Source organism: Streptomyces sp. NPDC031274, assembly GCF_055570235.1.
Genome location: NZ_JBVIHP010000010.1, coordinates 110,130 through 129,793 on the forward strand (window position 1 = coordinate 110,130; position 19,664 = coordinate 129,793).

The 19,664-nt window shown below is 70.2% G+C and carries 18 protein-coding genes; 8 read left to right on the forward strand and 10 right to left on the reverse strand.

The annotated features are described in order from the left end of the window. The first annotated feature begins 266 nt into the window (after nucleotides 1-266). From ACZ5CR_RS18065 to ACZ5CR_RS18080, 4 genes are all read left to right on the forward strand, one after another. Nucleotides 267-494, forward strand: a complete 228-nt coding sequence (locus ACZ5CR_RS18065) for a type A2 lantipeptide (RefSeq protein ID WP_383278155.1) — start codon at nucleotides 267-269, stop codon at nucleotides 492-494. Nucleotides 495-604: 110 nt separating this feature from the next. Then, complete coding sequence (locus ACZ5CR_RS18070; RefSeq protein ID WP_468858433.1) at nucleotides 605-1,411, forward strand: biotin/lipoyl-containing protein; 807 nt, start codon at nucleotides 605-607, stop codon at nucleotides 1,409-1,411. Next, entirely contained in the window at nucleotides 1,408-3,693 is a 2,286-nt protein-coding gene (locus ACZ5CR_RS18075) for an NHLP family bacteriocin export ABC transporter peptidase/permease/ATPase subunit (protein ID WP_468858435.1), read from the forward strand. The genes ACZ5CR_RS18070 and ACZ5CR_RS18075 overlap by 4 nt, the downstream gene beginning before the upstream one ends. 1 nt (nucleotide 3,694) lies before the next feature. Continuing rightward, entirely contained in the window at nucleotides 3,695-6,553 is a 2,859-nt protein-coding gene (locus tag ACZ5CR_RS18080) for an NHLP bacteriocin export ABC transporter permease/ATPase subunit (protein ID WP_468858437.1), read from the forward strand. Here the strand turns inward: ACZ5CR_RS18080 and ACZ5CR_RS18085 are convergent. The 5 genes from ACZ5CR_RS18085 to ACZ5CR_RS18105 are packed head-to-tail and all read right to left on the reverse strand — an operon-like array spanning nucleotide 6,453 to nucleotide 11,780. Continuing rightward, nucleotides 6,453-7,403, reverse strand: coding sequence for an STM4011 family radical SAM protein (locus ACZ5CR_RS18085; protein ID WP_468858439.1), 951 nt, complete (start codon nucleotides 7,401-7,403; stop codon nucleotides 6,453-6,455). The genes ACZ5CR_RS18080 and ACZ5CR_RS18085 overlap by 101 nt on opposite strands. Nucleotides 7,404-7,414: 11 nt before the next feature. Beyond that, nucleotides 7,415-8,776, reverse strand: coding sequence for an STM4012 family radical SAM protein (locus ACZ5CR_RS18090; protein ID WP_468858441.1), 1,362 nt, complete (start codon nucleotides 8,774-8,776; stop codon nucleotides 7,415-7,417). After that, the gene (locus ACZ5CR_RS18095) at nucleotides 8,773-9,579 is read right to left on the reverse strand and encodes an STM4013/SEN3800 family hydrolase (protein WP_468858812.1); all 807 of its coding nucleotides are present in this window, start codon (nucleotides 9,577-9,579) and stop codon (nucleotides 8,773-8,775) included. Before ACZ5CR_RS18095 ends, ACZ5CR_RS18090 begins: the two co-directional genes overlap by 4 nt. Nucleotides 9,580-9,616: 37 nt before the next feature. Beyond that, a complete protein-coding gene (locus tag ACZ5CR_RS18100; protein ID WP_468858443.1) occupies nucleotides 9,617-10,792 on the reverse strand; it encodes an STM4014 family protein in 1,176 nt (391 codons plus the stop codon). A gap of 25 nt (nucleotides 10,793-10,817) precedes the next feature. Beyond that, on the reverse strand, nucleotides 10,818-11,780 hold the full coding sequence (locus ACZ5CR_RS18105) for an STM4015 family protein (protein WP_468858445.1): 963 nt from the start codon (nucleotides 11,778-11,780) through the stop codon (nucleotides 10,818-10,820). A gap of 229 nt (nucleotides 11,781-12,009) precedes the next feature. Between ACZ5CR_RS18105 and ACZ5CR_RS18110 the strand changes: the two genes are divergently transcribed. Both ACZ5CR_RS18110 and ACZ5CR_RS18115 read left to right on the forward strand, forming a co-directional pair. Then, nucleotides 12,010-12,336, forward strand: a complete 327-nt coding sequence (locus tag ACZ5CR_RS18110; protein ID WP_468858447.1) for a hypothetical protein — start codon at nucleotides 12,010-12,012, stop codon at nucleotides 12,334-12,336. A gap of 72 nt (nucleotides 12,337-12,408) precedes the next feature. Beyond that, nucleotides 12,409-13,464 (forward strand): DUF6745 domain-containing protein, encoded by a 1,056-nt coding sequence (locus ACZ5CR_RS18115; protein WP_468858815.1) that lies wholly within the window; start codon nucleotides 12,409-12,411, stop codon nucleotides 13,462-13,464. A gap of 30 nt (nucleotides 13,465-13,494) precedes the next feature. Here ACZ5CR_RS18115 and ACZ5CR_RS18120 read toward each other — a convergent pair whose 3' ends face one another. The 3 genes from ACZ5CR_RS18120 to ACZ5CR_RS18130 form a co-directional block, all read right to left on the reverse strand. Further along, on the reverse strand, nucleotides 13,495-14,673 hold the full coding sequence (locus ACZ5CR_RS18120; protein WP_468858449.1) for a serine hydrolase domain-containing protein: 1,179 nt from the start codon (nucleotides 14,671-14,673) through the stop codon (nucleotides 13,495-13,497). Between the two features lie 190 nt (nucleotides 14,674-14,863). Further along, complete coding sequence (locus tag ACZ5CR_RS18125; RefSeq protein ID WP_468858451.1) at nucleotides 14,864-15,379, reverse strand: lytic polysaccharide monooxygenase auxiliary activity family 9 protein; 516 nt, start codon at nucleotides 15,377-15,379, stop codon at nucleotides 14,864-14,866. Between the two features lie 141 nt (nucleotides 15,380-15,520). Beyond that, entirely contained in the window at nucleotides 15,521-15,868 is a 348-nt protein-coding gene (locus ACZ5CR_RS18130) for a DoxX family protein (RefSeq protein ID WP_468858453.1), read from the reverse strand. Nucleotides 15,869-16,163: 295 nt separating this feature from the next. On the opposite strand from ACZ5CR_RS18130, the gene ACZ5CR_RS18135 reads away from it, so the two are divergent. After that, nucleotides 16,164-17,087 (forward strand): NADP-dependent oxidoreductase, encoded by a 924-nt coding sequence (locus tag ACZ5CR_RS18135; protein ID WP_468858455.1) that lies wholly within the window; start codon nucleotides 16,164-16,166, stop codon nucleotides 17,085-17,087. Nucleotides 17,088-17,136: 49 nt separating this feature from the next. Further along, nucleotides 17,137-18,075: an AraC family transcriptional regulator gene (locus ACZ5CR_RS18140; protein ID WP_468858457.1), complete on the forward strand. Its 939-nt coding sequence runs from the start codon at nucleotides 17,137-17,139 to the stop codon at nucleotides 18,073-18,075. Between the two features lie 10 nt (nucleotides 18,076-18,085). On the opposite strand, the gene ACZ5CR_RS18145 is transcribed toward ACZ5CR_RS18140, so the two are convergent. Further along, nucleotides 18,086-18,562: a carboxymuconolactone decarboxylase family protein gene (locus tag ACZ5CR_RS18145; RefSeq protein ID WP_468858459.1), complete on the reverse strand. Its 477-nt coding sequence runs from the start codon at nucleotides 18,560-18,562 to the stop codon at nucleotides 18,086-18,088. Between the two features lie 106 nt (nucleotides 18,563-18,668). Next, nucleotides 18,669-19,421, reverse strand: a complete 753-nt coding sequence (locus ACZ5CR_RS18150) for a sulfite exporter TauE/SafE family protein (protein WP_468858461.1) — start codon at nucleotides 19,419-19,421, stop codon at nucleotides 18,669-18,671. Between the last annotated feature and the right edge of the window lie 243 nt (nucleotides 19,422-19,664).

Genomic DNA, 19,664 nt, shown 5'->3' on the forward strand with positions numbered 1-19,664 from the left:
TGGTGCGAGAGTGTCCGCTTTGTTGGAAGGAGTCCTTCCGGTCATGGGATTTCCTTCTGTGAAGCTTGTGAAGGAGCTGCCCCCACGTAGTGAACATGCCTGCACCCAGCGGTGATGTGTCGTCGTGAGCGCCGTCGGCCGTTGCCTGGTCGATTGGATGTACGACGTGCGAACGTGCTTTGATCCTCGCCATCGCGGAATTCGCACATCAGGTTCCGCGGTGTTGGAAACACTTTTGCAACATTCATGAGAAGGGCAGCTCACACATGAACTACACCCCCCAGGTCGAGACCCTCGAGATTTCCGACGCCGACCTCGACAACGTCTCCGGTGGCCTCGTCGCCGGTGTCGCGGGCAACGTCACGGACACCGTTGACTCCATCGCCCCGGTCTCGGGCGTCGTCGGCGGCGTCGTCGGCACGGTCGAGGGTGCCACCGGCCTGAACACCGGCGCGGTCACGGGCCTCGCCGGCGGTCTGACCGCTGGTCTCTGAGCCTCAGCTCACCGAGACGCCATGATTCGTGAGCCCCGGAACCACTGGTTCCGGGGCTCACGGACGCCACAGGCAACCAGACGCCACAGGCACAGCAAGGGAAGCGTTCCGTGCAGTTCCGCCAACAGGCTCTGTCCAAGCTGCAGTCGCCCGAGGAACTCGACCTTCCCGTGCGCTACGCCCGACCCCAGGGCCTGCTCGTACTCGCCGTCACCGTCGTCGTCATGATCGCCGCGAGTGTCTGGGCCGTGACCGGCTCGATCTCCTCCACCCTTCGGGCACCCGGCATCCTCACCCACGGCCAGGGCAGTTACGTCCTGCAGAGCCCCGTGACCGGACAGGTCACCCGCGTCCTGGCCGAAGAAGGAAAACGGGTCGCCGCCGGGGCTCCCGTGCTCAAAGTCCGTACGGACCAGGGCGACAAGGTCGTACGCTCCATCGCCGCGGGCCGGGTGACCACGCTGGTCGCCAGGATCGGCACCGTCGTCACCACCGGCGCCGACGTCGCGACCGTCGAGCGCGTCTCGGGCAGCGAAGACCCGCTCCTCGCGATGCTCTACGTACCCGCGGACAGCGCGGCCACCGTACCCGTCGGCGCCTCGGTGGACCTCACGGTCCAGTCCGTGCCCACACAGGAGTACGGCATGCTGCGTGGCCACGTGAAGGCGATCGGGCGAGCCGCCCAGAGCGAACAGAAGATCAGCGGGTTCCTCGGCGACAAGGAACTGGCCGGGCAGTTCACCAAGGACGGGCCACCCGTGGCCGTCCTCGTGGAGCTCGAACGCTCCTCGTCCTCCAAGTCCGGCTACCAGTGGTCATCCGACGGCGGCCCGCCCTTCGCACTCGACTCCATGACCGTGGCCGACGGCACCTTCCACCTCGCCGAGCAGCGCCCGATCGATTGGCTGCTTCCGTGACCGCACCACAACCCTCCCCGGAACATCAGCAGCAACTGCCGCCCCCCGGCGGCCGTCGCAGGCACCGCCCCGAGCCCCCGCGGCGCGGCCGCCGACGCGCCGCGCCGCGACCGGCGTCGAAGGGCAAGCGGCAGAAGACCGTCCGCACCCCCACCGTCCTGCAGATGGAAGCCGTGGAGTGCGGCGCCGCCGCGCTCGCCATGGTCCTCGCCCACTACGGCAAGCACGTCCCCCTGGAGGAGCTGCGCATCGCGTGCGGTGTCTCCCGCGACGGCTCACGGGCCAGCAACCTCCTGAAGGCGGCACGCAGTTACGGCCTCACCGCCAAGGGCATGCAGATGGAACCGGCCGCGCTCGCCGAGGTGAAGGCGCCCGCGATCCTCTTCTGGGAGTTCAACCACTACGTCGTCTACGACGGCGCGGGGCGCCGCCTCGGCCGCCGGGGCGTGCACATCAACGACCCGGACAAGGGCCGTCGCTTCGTCCCCTCGGAGGACTTCGACACCAGCTTCACCGGTGTCGTCCTGGTCCTCGAACCGGGTGAGAACTTCCGCACCGGAGGACGCAGGCCCGGCGTCATGCGGGCGCTCCCCGCACGGCTTCGCGGCACCACGGGCACCATGCTCGCCGCGCTCTTCGCCAGCCTGCTGCTCGTCGCGGTCGGCGCGGCACTGCCCGCGCTCAGCCGCACGTACATCGATCTGTTCCTGATCGGCAACCAGACGTCCCTCCTTGGTGCGCTGTTCGCGTCGATGGGCGCGATGGTGGCGCTCACCGTGGTCCTGACCTGGCTGCAACAGGCGAATCTGCTCCGCGGGCGCATCATCTCCTCAACGCTGAGCAGCGCCCGCTTCCTGCGCCATCTGCTGCGTCTGCCCGTCACGTTCTACGCCCAGCGCAGCCCCGCCGACCTCGTCCAACGGCTCGCGTCCAACGACGCCGTCGCCGAGACCCTGGCCCGCGACCTCACGGCCGCGGGCGTCGACGGCATCGTCGTACTCCTCTACGCGGCCCTGCTGTGGACCTACGACCCCCAGCTCACCCTCGTCGGTGTCGGCATCGCCCTCCTCAACATCGTCGCCATGCGCATCGTGATCCGGCTGCGCGCCACCGGCACCCAGAAGCTGCGCGCCGACAGCGCCAAGCTCACCAACACCTCCTACACCGGCCTGCAGCTGATCGAGACCATGAAGGCCACCGGCGGCGAGAACGGCTACTTCCGGCGGTGGGCAGGGCAGCACGCCACCACCCTGGAGGAGCAGCAGCGTCTCGGTGTGCCGAGCGCCTGGCTCGGGGTCGCCGCGCCGACCCTCGCGACGCTCAACAGCGCGCTGATCCTGTGGATCGGCGGCCTGCGCGCGGTGGAAGGACACCTCTCGATCGGCCTGCTCGTCGCGTTCCAGGCCCTCGTCACCCGCTTCACCGCGCCGATCACCCGCCTCAACGGAGTCGCGGGCCGCATCCAGGACTTCGGCGCCGACGTCGCCCGCCTCAAGGACGTCGAGAACTTCCCCGTCGACACCCTCTACTCACGCCCCGAACCGGCCGCGAGCACCCGCCGCCTCAAGGGCCACGTCACGCTCGAAGACATCACCTTCGGCTACAGCCCCCTCGACAAGCCGCTCCTGACCGGCTTCTCGCTGTCCGTGGGCCCCGGGCAGCAGGTCGCGCTCGTCGGCGGTTCGGGCAGCGGCAAGTCGACCGTCTCCCGGCTGATCTCGGGGCTCTACAGCCCCTGGGAGGGCACGATCCGCATCGACGGACAGCGTTTGGAGGACATCCCGCGCGGGGCGCTCGCCGCCTCCGTCTCCTTCGTCGACCAGGACGTGTTCCTCTTCGAGGGCACCATCCGCGACAACGTCGCACTGTGGGACCCCTCCATCCCGGACGACGCCGTCGTCGCCGCCCTCAAGGACGCCTGCCTGTTCGATGTCGTGGCCCGTAGGCCCGGCGGCATCCACGGCCGCGTCGAGCAGGACGGCCGCAACTTCTCCGGCGGACAGCGTCAGCGCCTGGAGATCGCGCGGGCCCTTGTCCGCCGCCCCAGCATCCTCGTCCTCGACGAGGTGACCAGCGCCCTGGACGCCGAGACCGAGCAGGTCATCATCGACAATCTGCGCCGCCGCGGCTGCGCCTGCGTCGTCATCGCGCACCGTCTGAGCACCGTGCGCGACAGCGACGAGATCGTCGTGCTCGACCACGGCTCGGTCGTGGAGCGCGGACGCCACGAACACCTCGTCGCCGCCGGCGGACCCTACGCCGACCTGGTCAAGGAGCACTGAGGTGACCTCGGTACCGCAACAGCAAGGCGCCTACGCCCATGACTCGGTCGCCGCCGCCTTCGGCGCGCTCGGCACCCCGGCCGACTGCACGGGCCTGCGCAGCGTGCACCTCGAAGGCCCGCAGGTCCTCTGGCTCGTCGTGGCGGGCGCGCTGGACCTGTTCGCGGTCGACGCCGTGCAGCAGGGCCACTGGCACTTCCTCGGCCGCCTCGAACCGGGCACCCTGCTCCTGGGCCCCGTCGAAGGCCCCCAGCACACCCTCGTCGGACGCCCCCTCCAGGGCTGCGAGCTGCGCCGGATCCCGCTGCGCGAGCTGTACCGCCCCGACTACGGCGACACCTGGGCCTACGAGCAGCAGTACCCCAGTCAGTACGACACCCAGGACGCGTCCCTGAGCCTGCTCGAGCACGCCTTCGCGCTCGGCATCGGACGCAGCCATCGGGTGCTCTTCGAGGCGCCGCTCGACGGCCGCACCATGGGCGACGACGTGGTGACCGACGACGACATCCTCTGGATGCCGGTGGCGCCGGGCAGCGTGCAGTACGGATCCGCCTACAGCGCCGAGGCCGCGGGCGATCTGCTCGTGGCGGCCGACATGTGGCAGCGCATGGTCAACCAGCAGTACCGGCTGCTCTCGACCCTGGACCGCTGGATCGAACGCCTGGAGCGGGCCCACGAGGACCGTACGGCGGCCGGTATCAAAGCGGGCGAGACTGTCCGCGAGCAGGCCGACCGGACACTGATCGCCTCCATCGGCCGCTCCGGCAGGGGCGGCGCACGCCGTCCCGCATCGCGGGGCGGTGACGACGCGACGTATGCCGCCTGCCGCCTTGTCGCCGAGGCGGCGGGCATCACGCTGTCCGGCGCGGCGGAGGGCGGTGCGGTGAGCGACCGGATCGACCCGGTGGAGCAGGTCGCGGTGGCCTCGCGGATCCGCACCCGGGCCGTCCGGCTCGACGGGCGCTGGTGGCGCGAGAACACCGGCCCGCTGGTGGGACACCGCGCGGCCAGCGGCCAGCCGGTCGCGCTGCTGTGGCGGCGCGGCGGCTACGAGTCCGTGCATCCCGTGTCAGGGCGGCGCACGCGTGTCGACCAGAGCAACGCGGAGGAGTTCGAGCCGCAGGGGGTCATGTTCTACCGTCCCCTGCCGGAGAAGAAGTTGACGCCCTGGCACCTGTTCCGCTTCAGCCTGCGCGGCACGGGCGGCGACGTACGCAATCTGGCGATCGCCGGTCTGGTGACGGTCGCGATCGGGGCACTCGTGCCGATCGCCACGGGGCAGGTGCTCGGCGTGTTCGTGCCGAACGGCGAGAAGAGCCTCATCGTCCAGGTGTCCCTGGCGGTGATGATCACGAGCATCGTCTCCGCGGCCTTCATGCTGCTCCAGAACCTCACCATCCTGCGGATGGAGGGCCGCATGGAGAGCGCCCTCCAGCCAGCGGTCTGGGACCGGCTGCTGCGCCTGCCCACGCGCTTCTTCGCCTCGCGCTCCACCGGTGAACTGGCGAGCGCGGCGATGGGCGTCAGCGCGATCCGCCGGGTCCTCTCGGGCATCGGCCCCGTCGCGCTGCAGGCAGGCACGGTCGGCGCGATGAACCTGGTCCTGCTGCTCCTCTACAGCGTCCCCCTGGCCCTGGCGGCCCTGGGGATGCTGACCGTCATCGCGGCCGTGTTCCTCACCCTCGGCCTGTGGGAACTGCGCTGGCAGCGCCGTCTCGTCGAACTCAGCAACAAGCTCAACAACCAGGCGTTCCAGACGCTGCGCGGCCTGCCCAAACTCCGCGTCGCCGGTGCGGAGAGCTTCGCGTACGCCGCCTGGGCGGGGGAGTTCGCGCGCAGCCGGGAACTCCAGCAGCGCGCGGGCCGCATCAAGAACGTGACGACGGTCCTCAACTCGGTCTATCTGCCGCTGTGCACCCTCATCATGTTCATCCTCCTCGCGGGCCCGGCCCGCGGCAGCCTCACCGCGGGCGAGTTCCTCACCTTCAGCACCGCCGTGACGATGCTCCTGACGTCCGTCACACAGCTCACCGGGGCGCTGATCTCGGCGGCGGCGGTGCTTCCGATGTTCGAACAGATCAAGCCGGTGCTCGACGAGGCGCCGGAGGTGCGGGGCGCGAGCACGCAGCCGGGCGAACTGCAGGGTGAGGTCGAGGCGCGGGCGCTCTCCTTCCGCTACTCGGACGACGGCCCCTTGGTCCTTGACGACGTGTCCCTGTCCATCCGGCCGGGGGAGTTCGTCGCGGTCGTCGGCCCCAGCGGCTGCGGCAAGTCGACGCTCCTTCGCCTGCTCATCGGCTTCGACAAGCCGGTCTCGGGCAGCGTCCTGTACGACGGCCAGGACCTGTCGGCCCTCGACCAGGCCGCCGTCCGCCGCCAGTGCGGTGTCGTCCTGCAGAACGCGCAGCCGCTCACCGGCTCGATCCTGGACTGCATCTGCGGTGCCGAGACGTTCACGCAGGAGGAGGCGTGGGAGGCCGCGGCAATGGCGGGCCTCGCCGAGGATATCAAGCGCATGCCGATGGGCCTGCACACGATGATCTCCGGCGGCGGGGCGGTATCCGGCGGCCAACGCCAGCGCCTGATGATCGCCCAGGCCCTGATCCGCCGCCCCCGCGTCCTCTTCTTCGACGAGGCGACCAGCGCCCTGGACAACGAGACGCAGCGCACGGTCATCGACAGCACCCGCGCCCTCAACGCCACCCGCATCGTCATCGCCCACCGCCTCTCCACGGTGATGGACGCGGACCGCGTCATCGTCATGGCGGAGGGACGAGTCGTCCAACAGGGGCCGCCCGCGCAACTGTTGGCAGATACGGGCGGGCGGCTGCATGAGCTCGTGCGGAGGCAGATGCAGTAGACGCGGTGACGTGTCCGGGGATCCGTTCCAGGACCCCGCCCGCGAAGACGTCGTACAGCGGCAGTGTCTCCAGGTGGACGTAGCCGATGTGGCAGTCGCAGACGGCCAGGGGGCAGGGGCGGGGTTCCAGGGCGCGGCGGTACGTGCCGTCGTACAGGTTGCCCAGTTCGGCGCGGACGAAGTGGCAGCGGCGGACGGTGCCATCGCCGTCGACCGAGATGACGGACTCGCCCGTACGGCAGGGGAGGCCGGCGGAGCGGTGCGGGTGGCGGCTGTAGTGGAACAAGGGGTCGATGGCGGCCCACCGGGCGGCCTCGTCGTCGGTGTACGTGTGGCCCTCCGCCGCGTTCACCCACAGGTAGACCTCACTGGGCAGCGCGGCACGCAGGCGTCGGGCGTCGTCGAGATGGTCGGCAAGGCCCACGACACCGACACTGAAACGCACGCCCCGCTCGGCGAGTGCACGCGCCTTGGTGAGGAAGCGGTCGTACGGAGTCTGGCCCGGGTGATAGGTGCACCACAGGGCGACGGTGCCGAGATCGGCCTCCGCGAGCCAGTCCGTGCGACAGCTGAGATTCGTCTGGATCGCGACGCGTTCGACGTGCGCCTTGTGGGAGAGCTCGACCAGTGCCCGCCGGTACCAGGAGCGGACCAGGCCCTCACCCCAGGGCGTGAAGAGGAGGGAGAGGCGGTCGCCGGTCTGGTGCTCGGCCCAGTCCGTGAAGCGCTCCAGTGCCGCCCGGTCGGCGCGCAACTGCTCGGGGGAGTCGCGGCGCTTGGCGAACGGGCAGTACGGGCAGGCGTAGTCGCACGACGCCAGCGGGCCGCGGTACAGGATCGTCAGGTCCATGGTCGGCGCGCTCACTTCAGTTCGTACGCGGCCATCGCGGCCCGCACCTCGGCGGAGAACAGCTCGGGGCCGATCGCGTCGGAGTGTGCGAGACCTTCCGGTGTCAGGCGCAGCACTCCCGGCGCCGCATCCAACTCCAACCAGCCCCGGTCCGCGCTTCGTTCGAGTTCCGCGCGGAAGTCGTCGTGCGGATCCGTACCGAACCGCTTGCGGTAGTCGGCCAGCGGCATGCCGTCCGCCTGGAGCAGCGACTGGAGGAGGTGGCGACGGCGGGCCTCGGTCCCGTCGACCCGGCGGCCGTGCACGGCGCGGCTGAAGTCCTCGGTGGCGGTGTAGTCGTCGATGATCGTGCGGATCTCGCGCAGGTCGACCGCGTAGTCGAAGGAGTAGTGCAGCGAGGAGGTGTACGAACGGGCGCCGCAGCCCAGGCCGATCATGCCGTCGGTCTGGCAGGCGTAATCGTCCGCTCCCTGCGGGGGAGCGTCCGCCCGGCGGAACATCCGCATCGACACCTGGACGTACCCCTCCGCCAGGAGATGATCGCGGCCCTGCCGGTACAGACGCAGCCGCTGCTCGTCCCAGTCGGCGTCGCTCAGGGCCGTGCCGTGCTTGCCCAGACCGGTCAGCGGCCGCACGTACAGCGGATAGAGATAGAGCTCCTCGGGCCGCCAGGCAAGCGCGGCGTCCAAGGAGGCGCGCCAGCTGTCCTCGGTCTGGCCGTCGATCCCGTAGATGAGGTCGATGTTGAGCACCGGTATGCGGGCATCGCGCACCCGGCCGAGCGCCGCCTCGACGTCCGCCCGGCGCTGAGGCCGCACGGCCGCCCGCGCCTCGGAGTCGATGAAACTCTGCACGCCCAGGCTGAGCCGGGTCGCCCCGCGCTCGGCGAGGACCGCGAGCCGGTCCGCGGTGGCGGTCGCGGGCGATGCCTCGACGGAGAGCGGAATCGCCCGCAGGTCGGCCCCCATGCGCCGCTCGGCGATGTCGCAGAGCCGCTCAAGCTCCGCGGCCTGAAGATAGGTGGGAGTACCGCCGCCGAACGCCGCGTTGGCGAACTGGGCCTGCGGCGCGTCACCGCTCTGCCCGAGCGCGTCCCGCACCGCTGCGGCCTGCCGGTCGAGTGCGTCGAGATAGCGGGTGGTCAGCTCGCCGGGGGCACCTATACGGGTGAAGAGATTGCAGAAGCCGCAGCGGACCTCGCAGAACGGTATGTGCAGATAGAGGGAGAGCGCGTCCTTGGGCTCCGCCTCCCAGAGGGTGCGAAGCTCGGGGCGGTCGGCCAGCGGGCGGTAGGCGGTCTTGTGCGGGTAGGCGTAGACATAACTCTGGTACGGGCGCGTGCCGGTGGGGTCGAGAAGCTGCGGTGTGCTCATGCGGACGGCTCCAGGAAGAAGTGGGCGTACGGCACCGTCCACACGGACTCGTGACCGAGGCGATGGCCCACGTAGCCGTCGTCGCCGTAGGCCGTTCCGTGGTCGGAGCAGACGATGGCGAAGAAACGGCGGTGCGAGCTCAGGGCGGCGAACAGGCGCCCCACATGCCGGTCGATGTACTCCAGAGCGGCCGCATGCGTCGCGCGACTGTCGCCTGCCTCGCGGGTGGCGCCGCTCTGGTGGAACCAGTTGGGCTGATGCAGCGCCGAAGCGTTCAGGAAGAGGAAGAGGCGCTGTTCGTGGGGGAGTTCGGCCACCACCTTCTCGGCCCGCTCCACCTGCGCCTCGAAGGAGGTGGGTGAGGCCACGCCGAACTCCGGCTCCCAGTGACTCTCCTGGAAGAGCCCCGGCAGTACGTTGCCCAGGGCGCCCTGCTTGTTGAAGAAGCCCACCCCGCCGATGCACACCGTGCGGTACCCGGCGTCCGCGAGGCCGGACACCAGGTCGGGCGCGTCGAAGACGTACGTGCGCCCGGCGGTCGTCTCGCTTCCCGTGAACCGTGCGGCGAACAGCCGAGGATGCGGACCCGGAGCGGCGGGTGTGGGCAGGAACCCGGCGAACATCGCCTGATGCGAGGCGTAGGTGAAGCTGCCCGGCGCATGCCGCTTCTCCCAGACGCCGCCCGGAAGGTGACGGGCCAGATGCGGGATGCGGCCCGCGGCGGCGAGCTCGACGGCCACGTCGTGGCGCAGTGTGTCGAGGGTGAGGAGCAGGACGTCATCGCGGCCGACGACCTCGTTCATGTCGGGAGCGACGGGGGTGTCCGGCAGGCCGGCGATGTCAGGTGTTCGCATGGCGGTTCCTTGCGGGGTGGTTCGTGGAGTGGTGCGGGTGGGGCAAGGCCAGAGGGGTTCGGAGAGGCGCGGCGGCGACCTGTGCCGCGTACGTGTCCAGGCCCTCCGCCCCGCTGCCCGACAGCCCCGTCAGACGCGGCAGCAGATCGCCGAAGGCGTTGACCTCGCCGACGGCGAACCGCTGCCAGCCGATGGCGGGAAGGAGATCGACGCCGACGCAGAGCGTGCCGGGGAAACAGGCGGCGGCTCGCTCGCAGATGTCCAGAGCCTTTGCCCAGTGAGCCCCCGCCGCCTCGATCACCTCGGCCAACTCACCACGCGATCCGCCCAGGTGAAGATTTGTCAGGGGCGACCTGCTCGTCCTTACGACGGCGTGCGTGGCCCGCCCGCCGATCACCACGATCCGCAGGTCCGCCACGCGCGTGTGCAGCGAGGCCTTCGGCATCCAGCGCTCGACGTGCAGGCCGTCGGGCGCGAGGCCGTCGACGATCGCAGCGATCTCCCGCTCGTCCCGATAGCGGCGTACCCGCAGGGAGTTGTGCAGTCGGCCGCCCGACATCTCCACGGACGTGGTCGCCCGGATGCGCCCGGCGCCCGCTGTCTCGACGGCGAGCACCCCGGAAGCGGACGACCCGTGCGCGAGCTTGACGAAGATCCGCGGCATGCGATGCTCACGCATCAGCGCTCGTACGTCGTCCCAGCCGCGCACGGTTACCCTCGCCCCCGAAGTGGGTGACGGCGGAACAGGAACACCCGCGAGGGAGAGCACGCCATGGCAGAGCCGCTTGTCGAAGAGCACCCCGAGTTCGTCCGGGTCGTCGAGCCGCAGGCCCCCGCTCAACGACCTTACGGCCGCCGTGAACCGCTCGTACCAACGTGCGCTGCCCTCCACCCGCGTCGGGTCGTCCATCCCGCGCAGCGCCAGGTCCACATCGGCGTTCTCGCCGGGTGATTCGAGCCGGACCACCTCGTCCGCGCCGAAGGCCGCACCGCCGTCGCGCAGCACATCAAGCCACGGCACGACACGCGGTGCTGGCAGTCCGGCTTCCCGTACGGCCGCCGCGAACAGGCTCACCCGGCGGTTCTCCGGATTGCCGACCACCGCGAACCGCGGTCCTGGCAGCCCGTGACACGGCTCGTGACGCCTCGTCGCACGCCCCATGACGTTCCCCCTCTCCCGGAGACCGCTACTCACCCACGGCCACGTAACGCCACACCGTGCCGTCCTCCTCCTCGTCGTCGTCCGCGTCCTGCGAGTCGAGGTCGACCTCGACGCCGGCCGGTTCCAAGGTCTCGCGCACGCGTGCGCTCAGCGCCTCACTGAGGAAGTTGTGATGCAGGTCGAGCTTCTTGAGGTGCGTCAAGGGCTGCCCGGCCAGCAGCGCCGTGGCACCCTCGTCCGTCAGCACGCCCATGGAGAGGTCGAGGACTTCGAGGCGGGCCACGACCGGGGCGGATGCCATCGCCTCGGCGATCTCGTCCTGGATCTCGCTGTTGCGCAGGGCGAGCTGCCGAAGCCGGGGCAGTCGCGTCCCCGCGAAGAAGGGCCCCAGGTCCGAGACCGCCGCGTCGCCGCCGTACCCGGATGTGCCGAGCCACAGATCGAGGTGCTCGAGGGCGGGCAGGTCGCTCGCCGCGATGCCGCGCACCACCTCGACCGGAAGACCGCCCGTCTCGACGGTGAGCGACCGCAGCCGCCCGTGCTCCACGGCGGGAAACGCGAGGCCGTCGCTGCCGCGGACCGCGAACTCCTCCAACTCGGGAAAGGCGTCGAGGAGCGGGGTGACACAGCCCTGGGTGATCCAGGAGATCTCGCACTCCTCCGAGTCGATGTCGCCCAGGAACAGGGCCCGCAGCGCGGGCATGCGGTCCTTCGCGGCGATCAGTGCGGCGATCACCTCGTCCGGTCCGTTCTCGTAGACGTCGCTCCACGCGCCCACGATGATCGCCCGCACCAGCGAAATATCGACGGCCTCGGTGAACCGCGCGAATGCGGCCTCCCACTGCTCTTCGCTGTCGTACGACTCGACGGCGATCCGCCAGGCCACGGAATCGGCCGCGGGCAGTTCGTCCGTGGGCTTGTCGTCGAATTGCGGGAACTCATGAATGGGCAGTCCGTGCCAGTGCTGCTGGTTGTCTCCGATGGTCATGTCCGCCCGCGCTCCCCATAGCCATGGCGCCGATCCGGCGCTCAACTGCCCCGATCCCGTGTTCGTGCTGATCGGCCGATGTGCAGAATTTCTACCAAGCGCCACTGACAACGCCCGCCGCGGGGCTGCCCAAGCAGCATCGGCCGCCGCTCGACGGCCGTTGTCAGACCCTCGCCGTACCGTCGGATTCATTGAGCGGTGCTGAGCGTGCCGCGGGGAGGGGAGACCTATGTACCGGCAGGGAGATGTGCTCATCGTGCCCGTCGCGGAGTCGGCGCTGCCGCCGCACATCGGCGACGGTCCGAAGGAGCCGCGGGACGCCCGCGGCAGGCTCGTGCTGGCTCTGGGGGAAGTGACGGGACACGCGCACGCCGTGGTGGGCCCGGGCCAACTGATCCGCGAATCGGGCTCGTTCGGCCCGATGCTGCTTCACCTGCCCGACGGCGGACGCGTGGTGCACGAGGAGCACGCGGCGATTCCGCTGCCGAAGGGCTGGTACCGAGTGGTGCGCCAGCGCGAGTACGTACCGGGTTCCGTGCGTCTGGTGGCCGACTGATGCCGCGTGGGTGGGATCGATGCGGAGCAGCCGGGGCGGGAAGCGGGAGGGAACGACATGGGAGCGGATGAGATGACGACGGTGGAGCGCGTGCTGCCGGAGCAGGCGCCGACAGGGGAGGGCGACGTGACGCAGTGGCGGCAGGTAGTGGCGGCCACAGGTCCGGCCGACCGCGCGGCCGCCGAGGCGGGTGTGCGGCTCGCCTACAGCAGGGCGGGACTCCCCGAGCCCGAGCGCATCCGCTGGGCCGCTTCTCCGCGCGAGGCCGTGCGACTGGTGGCGGCGGAGAAGGACACTCTGGGCCACAGCGTGCGCGAAGCAGTGCGCAATCGTCCATGGGCGGCCGAGCGAGAGTCCGTGCACGCGCGGTCGGGGCCGGGCGGCTGGTCCGAACACTGGAATGCCACGGGGGCCCGGCTCTGGGACACCACCCAGGCCCTCGCCTCCCGCATCCGCACCGGAGTCCTTGAAGAACTGGCGGGTGACAGCCGTAAGGACCAGCAGGCCCTCCGTCTCGTCCTCCTCGACGCCGTGCTCGGCCAGCACGAGGCGGCCTGGCTGTGCGCCTTCGACACATCGGAGGGCGGTTCACTGGACGGGCTTGCGGCGGTCGCCCGAACGGCGGGCTGGTGGTGGCCCTTCGAGCGGGAGGTGATCGTCTGCGAGCGGCCGACGGAACTGCACCGCGACGAGGCCGGCCGTCTGGACCGCGCCGACGGCCCGGCACTCGCCTTCCCCGACGGGTTCGCCCTGCACGCGTGGCGCGGTATGCCGGTGCCGGGTGAGTTCCTGCACGAACTCTCCGCGTTGAGCCCCGAGCGGATACGTGCCGAGGACAACGCCGAACTGCGCCGCGTCATGCTGGAGCACTACGGCTACGACCGCTATCTGGACGAGTCCGGCGCGGTGCCCGTGCACCGCGACGAGACGGGCGTGCTCTGGCGTATCCAACTGACCGGTGACGAGGACGTGGTGATGGTCGAGGTGGTCAACTCCACCCCGGAACCCGACGGCACGAGTCGTACGTACTGGCTGCGTGTCCCGCCCACCACACGGACGGCCAAGGAGGGCGTGGCGTGGACGTTCGGGCTGCATCCTGACGCCTACGAGCCGGAGCGCCAGACCTGAGGCGGATCACGGGGCCGCGGGCCGGCCGACTCAGGCCCCGGCCGCGTACCGCCAGAAGTCCCGCATCAGCTCGGGGAAGCTGGGCCCGCCCATCTGCAACTGGCTGTACATGAGGGTGATCGTGCCGCTCGACGGGATGATGTGCGCTGTCGTACCGGTGCCGCCGACCCAGCCGTAGCGCCCCGGGACGTTCCACGGTTCCACGGTCTCGACGTCCACCGCCCCGCCGAAACCCCAGCCCATCCCTTCGAGGAAGAGACCGGCGGATTCCCTTTCGGGCGTGCTGAGCTGATTGGTGGTCATCTTCCGCACCGAACCGGGTGTGAGCAGCCGACCCCCGTCGGCGGCCGTGCCCCCGGCCAGCAGCATGCGGCCGAAGGCGAGCCAGTCGTCGAGGGTCGAGACGAGACCACCGGCGCCGGACGGGAACGGGGGCGGGCTGCTCCACTGCCCGTCGGGGGCGTCGAGCAGTTCGAGTCCGCTCCGGGGATCGCGTTCGGGTCCTGCCTCGGCTCCGGCCGCGTAGTAGCTGGTGAACCGGTCGAGCTTGCCCGGTGGCACCGAGAACGCGGTGTCGGTCATCCCGAGCGGCTCGAAGATCCGCTCGGCCAGGAACTGGGGCAGCGGCACTCCCGTGACCCGGGAGATCAGTACGCCCTGCAGGTCGGAGCTGAGGTTGTACAGCCAGCCGTCGCCGGGCTGGTGGAGCAGTGGGATACGGGACAGCGCGGCCATCCAGACGTCCGGTGCCGGGACGGCCTGCGGCTGGGGAGGACCCTGCTTCAGTTCGCTGAAGAGCGGTGCGAGCGCGGGCAGCGAGAAGTCCGAAGGGAATCCGTATCCGGAGCGGGAGGCGAGCAGATGGAACACGGTGATCGGCCGGACCGCCGGGACCACGTCGTCCAGCGGTGCGGCCGGGGTGCGGACGACGCTCGGCGACGCCAGCTCCGGCAGCCACTGTGCGACCGGATCGTCCAGCGCGATCCGTCCTTCGTCGACCAGCATCATGACGGCGGCGGCGACGATGGGTTTGGTCAGCGAGGCGATACGGAAGATGGAATCCCTGGCCATCGGGGCTGTGCCCTCGACGTCGACGGACCCGACGGCCGCGACCTCCTCGCCCCGGTCACCGCGGGCCACCAGGCCCACCGTTCCCGCCACGGAGCTGTTGCTGACGTGCGTCTCCAGAGTCTTGCGCAGATCGGCCATGCCTCCACCATCTCAGCCTGGACCCGGCATCGAGCGTCATTTCGCACCGTCCATCGCACATCCTGGCCGCTGCACCGTCTGGCGGCCGGGTGCGTACGCGAAAGCCCGGCCTGTCGAGCCCCGGCGCGCTGGCGCCGCGGCCCGGCAGACCGGGTGGGGTGGTTTGGGGGAGCCACCCCGCGCAGGGGGCTCAGCCCCCGATGTTCACATCGATGCAGGCGTAGAAGGCGTTGGCGGTGTCGGCGATGTTCCACACGGCGAGCACTTTCTGCTTGCCGCTGAGACCTCCGAAGTCGACCTTGTGCGTGACGGTCTCACCCGGCTGGGCGCCCCCGTCGTCGACCTCGGCGATCTTGTTGCCGCCGACGAAGTACTGCCAGGTGCTGGTGCTGTGATGTGCCGTCAGCTTCCAGCTGAACTCCTGTGACGAGCCGACGTCGGTGACCTTCCAGCCCTTGCTGTCGTCGTCCAGATCGGAGAACCGTGAGTTGCCGCCGCTGCAAGTCGTCTGCCCCTTGGGGCCTTCGACGCTCTGCGGTTCGTTGGTGATCTCGCCGCAGGACACGGTGCCCTCCGCGCACTGTGCCTGACGGCTCGGGGGCGAGTTGACGTAGCCGTGTGCGCTGGCCGGGGTGACGGAGGCCAGGACGAGCACGGGCGCGAATCCCGCGCCGAGAGCGGCTGCCAGCTTCTGCTTCTTGTTCATCTCTGTTCCCTCTGGGTGGGGGGATGAGGGGGCGAGAGACAACCGGGCGCCTCGGTCGACTCATTGGCCTAGACCATACTGGTTGTCAGGGCTCAGTCAACCCTTCAAGTAGCACTCACGTTGCGGAAGTTACGACTGGGGCTAGGCGGCAAGGCCCAGGGCCAGGGCCCCGATCACCGGTGCCGCGTACAGGAGCGGGAACGGGATGTGCGCGTACCAGCGGGCCCGGATCACGGTGACGACGGCGCCGGTGAAGTACAGCGTCAGGCCGATCCCCGCCGCGACGCCGATCGCCGGCACGAGCAGTCCGACCAGCAGTCCCGCCACTCCCGCGGCCTTGGCCGCGCCGAGCCAGGGCAGCCATGAGAGGGGGACGCCGTAGTCGGCCATGGGCTCCACGACCCACTTGGCGCGGAGGAAGACGGAGACGGCCGAGAAGCCCACCATGACGGCGGCCAGGACGGTGACGACAACGTAGGCGGTGGACATCAGAAATGCTCCCATCGGACGGGTGCCTGGGCGGACTTGCTCCGGCCGGGCGTCTTGAGCGCTTGAGTGCGTCACTTCCCTGACGGACCACGCCGTGGGAATGTGACCGGGGACCGTCACGAACAATGTGACCTGGGACACGTATGGCTGAGGGTGTCGGGCATCAAGACGATGGGACATGTGGCAGAGACAGAAAGCCATTCTGCGGCTCATTCGATCTCTCTAGGGTTGAGGACATCAAGCAAGCGCAATCCAGAGTCAGTCCGACCCAGAACCCAACCCAGGGAGAGTCACCGTGCGCGCAGTGATCCAGAAGTCCTTCGGCGGACCCGAGGTCCTCGAGGTCGTGGAGGCCGAACGGCCGAAGCCGCTGGCCGGTGAGGTCCTCGTCAAGGTCCACGCCAGTGCTGTCAACCCGGCGGACATCGCCGTCAGGTCCGGTGCCTTTCCGCTGCTCGGCGAGCCGCCGTTCGGCGTGGGCTGGGACATCTCCGGGGTGGTCGAAGAGGTGGGCGCCGGGGCCCGGTTCGCGGTGGGCGACGAGGTGTACGGGATGCCGCTCTTCCCCCGTGCAGCCACCGCGTACGCCGAGTACGTCGCCGTGCCGTCCGGCCACCTCGCCCGTAAGCCCGCCTCGCTCGACCACGTGCACGCCGCCGCCGTCCCCCTCGCGGCGCTCACCGCCTGGCAGGGTCTGGTGGGGGCGGCGGACATCAAGGAGGGCGACCGGGTGCTGATCCAGCGGGCGGCCGGTGGCGTCGGCCACTTCGCGGTGCAAATCGCGAAGGCGCGTGGGGCGCGGGTGATCGCGGTCGCCAGTGCGGCACGACAGGACTTCGTACGCGGCCTCGGCGCCGACGAGATCATCGACTACCGGACCACCGACTTCACCGAGGCCGTCAAGGACGTGGACGTGGTTCTCGACTCCATGGCCCAGGGCGATCTCTCGCTCGGCGTGGTGCGCCCCGGCGGCGTGCTCATCAGCATCCTGGAGCACCAGGACCGGGAGCTCGCCGCGCGCGTCGAGGCCGCAGGGCGGCGCTTCGCCGGAGTCATGGTCGAACCGGACTCCGCCGGGCTCGAAGCGCTCGCCGAGCTGATCGACACGGGCCGGGTCCGCCCCTCCGTCGAGGAGACGTTTCCGCTGGCGGAGGCCGGTAAGGCACACGAGCTTGTCGCTGCGGGACACGTACAGGGCAAGATTGTCCTGACGGTCTGAACAGGCCGACCGCGGCGGGCGGCAGCAGCACCAGGAAGGGCGAGGCCGGATGGACATCCTCACCGAGGCACTGGCCTCGATGCGCACCGGACACCCGGCGTCCGTACGGACCAACGGCCGCGCCCCCTGGGGCCTGACCCTGCCACCCGTCGCGGGCGCAAGCTTCCACGTCGTCCTTTACGGCACCTGCTGGCTGGTCCCGCTGCCCGACGCGCCCCCACACCTGAAGCCGATTCAGCTGAATCCAGGAGACGTGATCTTCCTGCGCGGCGGGCGGGGCCATGTCCTGGCCGACCATCCCTCCACCTCGGCCGAGGAGTGCGAGAGCGAGCAGTTCCGCGGGAGTTCGCCGATCGGCTCGATCACACTCGGTGGCGAGGGTGCCGAGACCAGCCTGCTGTGCGGCAGCTACCACCTGGACCAGGGACGACCGCACCCTCTGGTGCGCCAGCTGCCCGAAGTGATCCATCTCCCGACGCGGCACGGACACCATCCGGAGCTGAGCGCCGCCGTCCAACTCCTCGGCTCCGAGCTGGAGAACCCGCGCATCGGCTCGGACGGCATCGTGCCCACCTTGATCGACTCGCTCCTCCTCTACATCCTGCGGGCCTGGCTCGACGACCAACCCCCGGACGCCGCACAGGGCTGGGCCGCCGCCCTGCGGGACTCGGCTGTCGCACCCGCCCTGACAGCCATGCACGACCACCCCGCGGCTTCGTGGACGGTCGAGTCCCTGGCGGAGCAGGCCGGGTTGTCCCGCGCCGCGTTCGCCCGGCGGTTCGCCACTCTGGTCGGCGAACCGCCGATGGCGTACCTGACCCGCTGGCGCATGACGACAGCCGCCCGCATGCTGCGCGAGTCCGACGCCCCGCTGACCACGGTCGCCGCCCGCACCGGATACGGCTCGGAGTTCGCCTTCGCCAAGGCCTTCAAACGGGAGTACGGCCTGGCGCCGGGAGGGTACCGGCGCCAGAGCAGGGCGGCCTAGTGGCTTCCCGTCATCCGAACTGGCCCGGCTGGTAGTCGCCCGCGGGCTGCTGGACGATGACGTTCAGGCGGTTGGCGGCGTTGATGAGGGCGATGAGCGCCACCAGGGCGGCGAGCTGGTCGTCGTCGTAGTGCTTGGCGGCGTTCGCCCACGCCTCGTCCGTGACACCTCCGGCAGCGTCGGCGATGCGCGTCCCCTGCTCGGTCAGCTCCAGGGCGGCCCGCTCGGCGTCGGTGAAGACCTTGGCCTCGCGCCAGGCGGCGACCAGATTGATGCGGACCGGGGTCTCCCCGGCGTGCGCGGCGTCCTTGGTGTGCATGTCGGTGCAGAATCCGCAGCCGTTGATCTGGCTCGCCCGGAGCATCACCAGGTCCTGGGTCCTCGACGGCAGCGTCGACTCCGAGATGATCACCTTGCTCGCCGAGGCGATGTGCTTGAAGGCCTTGGCCACGAGCGGGCTGTTGAGGAGGTTCAAGCGGGCTTCCATGGTGCGCTCCTTGGCGTTGTCGGCGGTTACACCTCCTACACGGATGGGTTCGGCGTGATTCGACAGGGGCGATTGTGACGCGCGTCTCCTTCTCGCGCCGCGGCTCTCAGACGGCCACGGCGATGGCCGCGGTCACACCGACGGCGACAATGAGCCCGCGCAGCACGGCGGGTGACAGGCGACGGCCCACCCGCGCGCCGACCAGACCGCCCAGGGTCGAGCCGAGGGCGATCACGCCGACCACTGTCCAGTCGACGCTCGCCACCGCGATGAAGATGACCGCGGCGACGCCGTTCACGATGGACGCGAGGACGTTCTTGACGGCGTTCAGACGCTGCAGGTCATCCCGGAGGAACGACCCGAACAGGCCCATGAGCAGCACCCCTTGGGCCGCACCGAAGTAGCCGCCGTAGACGCCGGTGCCCAGGACGCCGGCCCACAGGGGGATGCCGCCGTCCGCACGGCCGCGGCTCTCGCGCCGTGCGAGCCATTTCTGGAGGCGGGGCTGCAACAGCAGCAGCGCGCAGGCGAGCAGGATCAGGACGGGCACCGCGGAACGGAACGTGTCGGCGGACAGCTTCAGTAGCAGCACCGCTCCCGCGACACCGCCCAGGAGCGACGCGAGGCCGAGCCTGACGAGGCGGGGCCGCTGGCCTCTGAGCTCGGCGCGATATCCGTACGCCGCACTGATCACGCCCGGTACGAGTCCGATGGTGTTGGAGACATTGGCCAGCACGGGCGGGTATCCGAAGGCGAGCAGAGTGGGGAAGGTGATCATGGTGCCGGAGCCGACCACCGCGTTGATGCCACCGGCCGCGACGGCCGCGGCCGCTATGGCCACTGTCTCGAGTGCGTGCATGAATCGCCTTTCCCGGGGCGGTCGGAGTACCGGAGTGCGGGCAGCCCGGGACGGAGACGTCTGGAGTGGACGGGGCGGGGAGGTCCGGAGCGGAGGGGACGGAGATGTCTGGAGTGGAGCGGACAGGTCGGCACCCGGCCCGGGGGGGGGGGGGGGGAGGGGGCGGGGGGGGGGGGGGGGGGGGGGGGGGGGGGGGGGGGGGAGGGTTCGCGCAGGGGTCAAAAAAGAAAAAAGGAAAGGAAA

Coding starts and splice junctions, on each gene's coding strand:
- ACZ5CR_RS18140 (WP_468858457.1), top strand. CDS start 17,137: ATGGACATCCTCACCGAGGCACTGGCCTCGATGCGCACCGGACACCCG.
- ACZ5CR_RS18065 (WP_383278155.1), top strand. CDS start 267: ATGAACTACACCCCCCAGGTCGAGACCCTCGAGATTTCCGACGCCGAC.
- ACZ5CR_RS18110 (WP_468858447.1), top strand. CDS start 12,010: ATGTACCGGCAGGGAGATGTGCTCATCGTGCCCGTCGCGGAGTCGGCG.
- ACZ5CR_RS18125 (WP_468858451.1), bottom strand. CDS start 15,379: ATGAACAAGAAGCAGAAGCTGGCAGCCGCTCTCGGCGCGGGATTCGCG.
- ACZ5CR_RS18115 (WP_468858815.1), top strand. CDS start 12,409: ATGACGACGGTGGAGCGCGTGCTGCCGGAGCAGGCGCCGACAGGGGAG.
- ACZ5CR_RS18105 (WP_468858445.1), bottom strand. CDS start 11,780: ATGACCATCGGAGACAACCAGCAGCACTGGCACGGACTGCCCATTCAT.
- ACZ5CR_RS18095 (WP_468858812.1), bottom strand. CDS start 9,579: ATGAACGAGGTCGTCGGCCGCGATGACGTCCTGCTCCTCACCCTCGAC.
- ACZ5CR_RS18120 (WP_468858449.1), bottom strand. CDS start 14,673: ATGGCCGATCTGCGCAAGACTCTGGAGACGCACGTCAGCAACAGCTCC.
- ACZ5CR_RS18145 (WP_468858459.1), bottom strand. CDS start 18,562: ATGGAAGCCCGCTTGAACCTCCTCAACAGCCCGCTCGTGGCCAAGGCC.
- ACZ5CR_RS18150 (WP_468858461.1), bottom strand. CDS start 19,421: ATGCACGCACTCGAGACAGTGGCCATAGCGGCCGCGGCCGTCGCGGCC.
- ACZ5CR_RS18090 (WP_468858441.1), bottom strand. CDS start 8,776: ATGAGCACACCGCAGCTTCTCGACCCCACCGGCACGCGCCCGTACCAG.
- ACZ5CR_RS18100 (WP_468858443.1), bottom strand. CDS start 10,792: ATGGGGCGTGCGACGAGGCGTCACGAGCCGTGTCACGGGCTGCCAGGA.
- ACZ5CR_RS18085 (WP_468858439.1), bottom strand. CDS start 7,403: ATGGACCTGACGATCCTGTACCGCGGCCCGCTGGCGTCGTGCGACTAC.
- ACZ5CR_RS18130 (WP_468858453.1), bottom strand. CDS start 15,868: ATGTCCACCGCCTACGTTGTCGTCACCGTCCTGGCCGCCGTCATGGTG.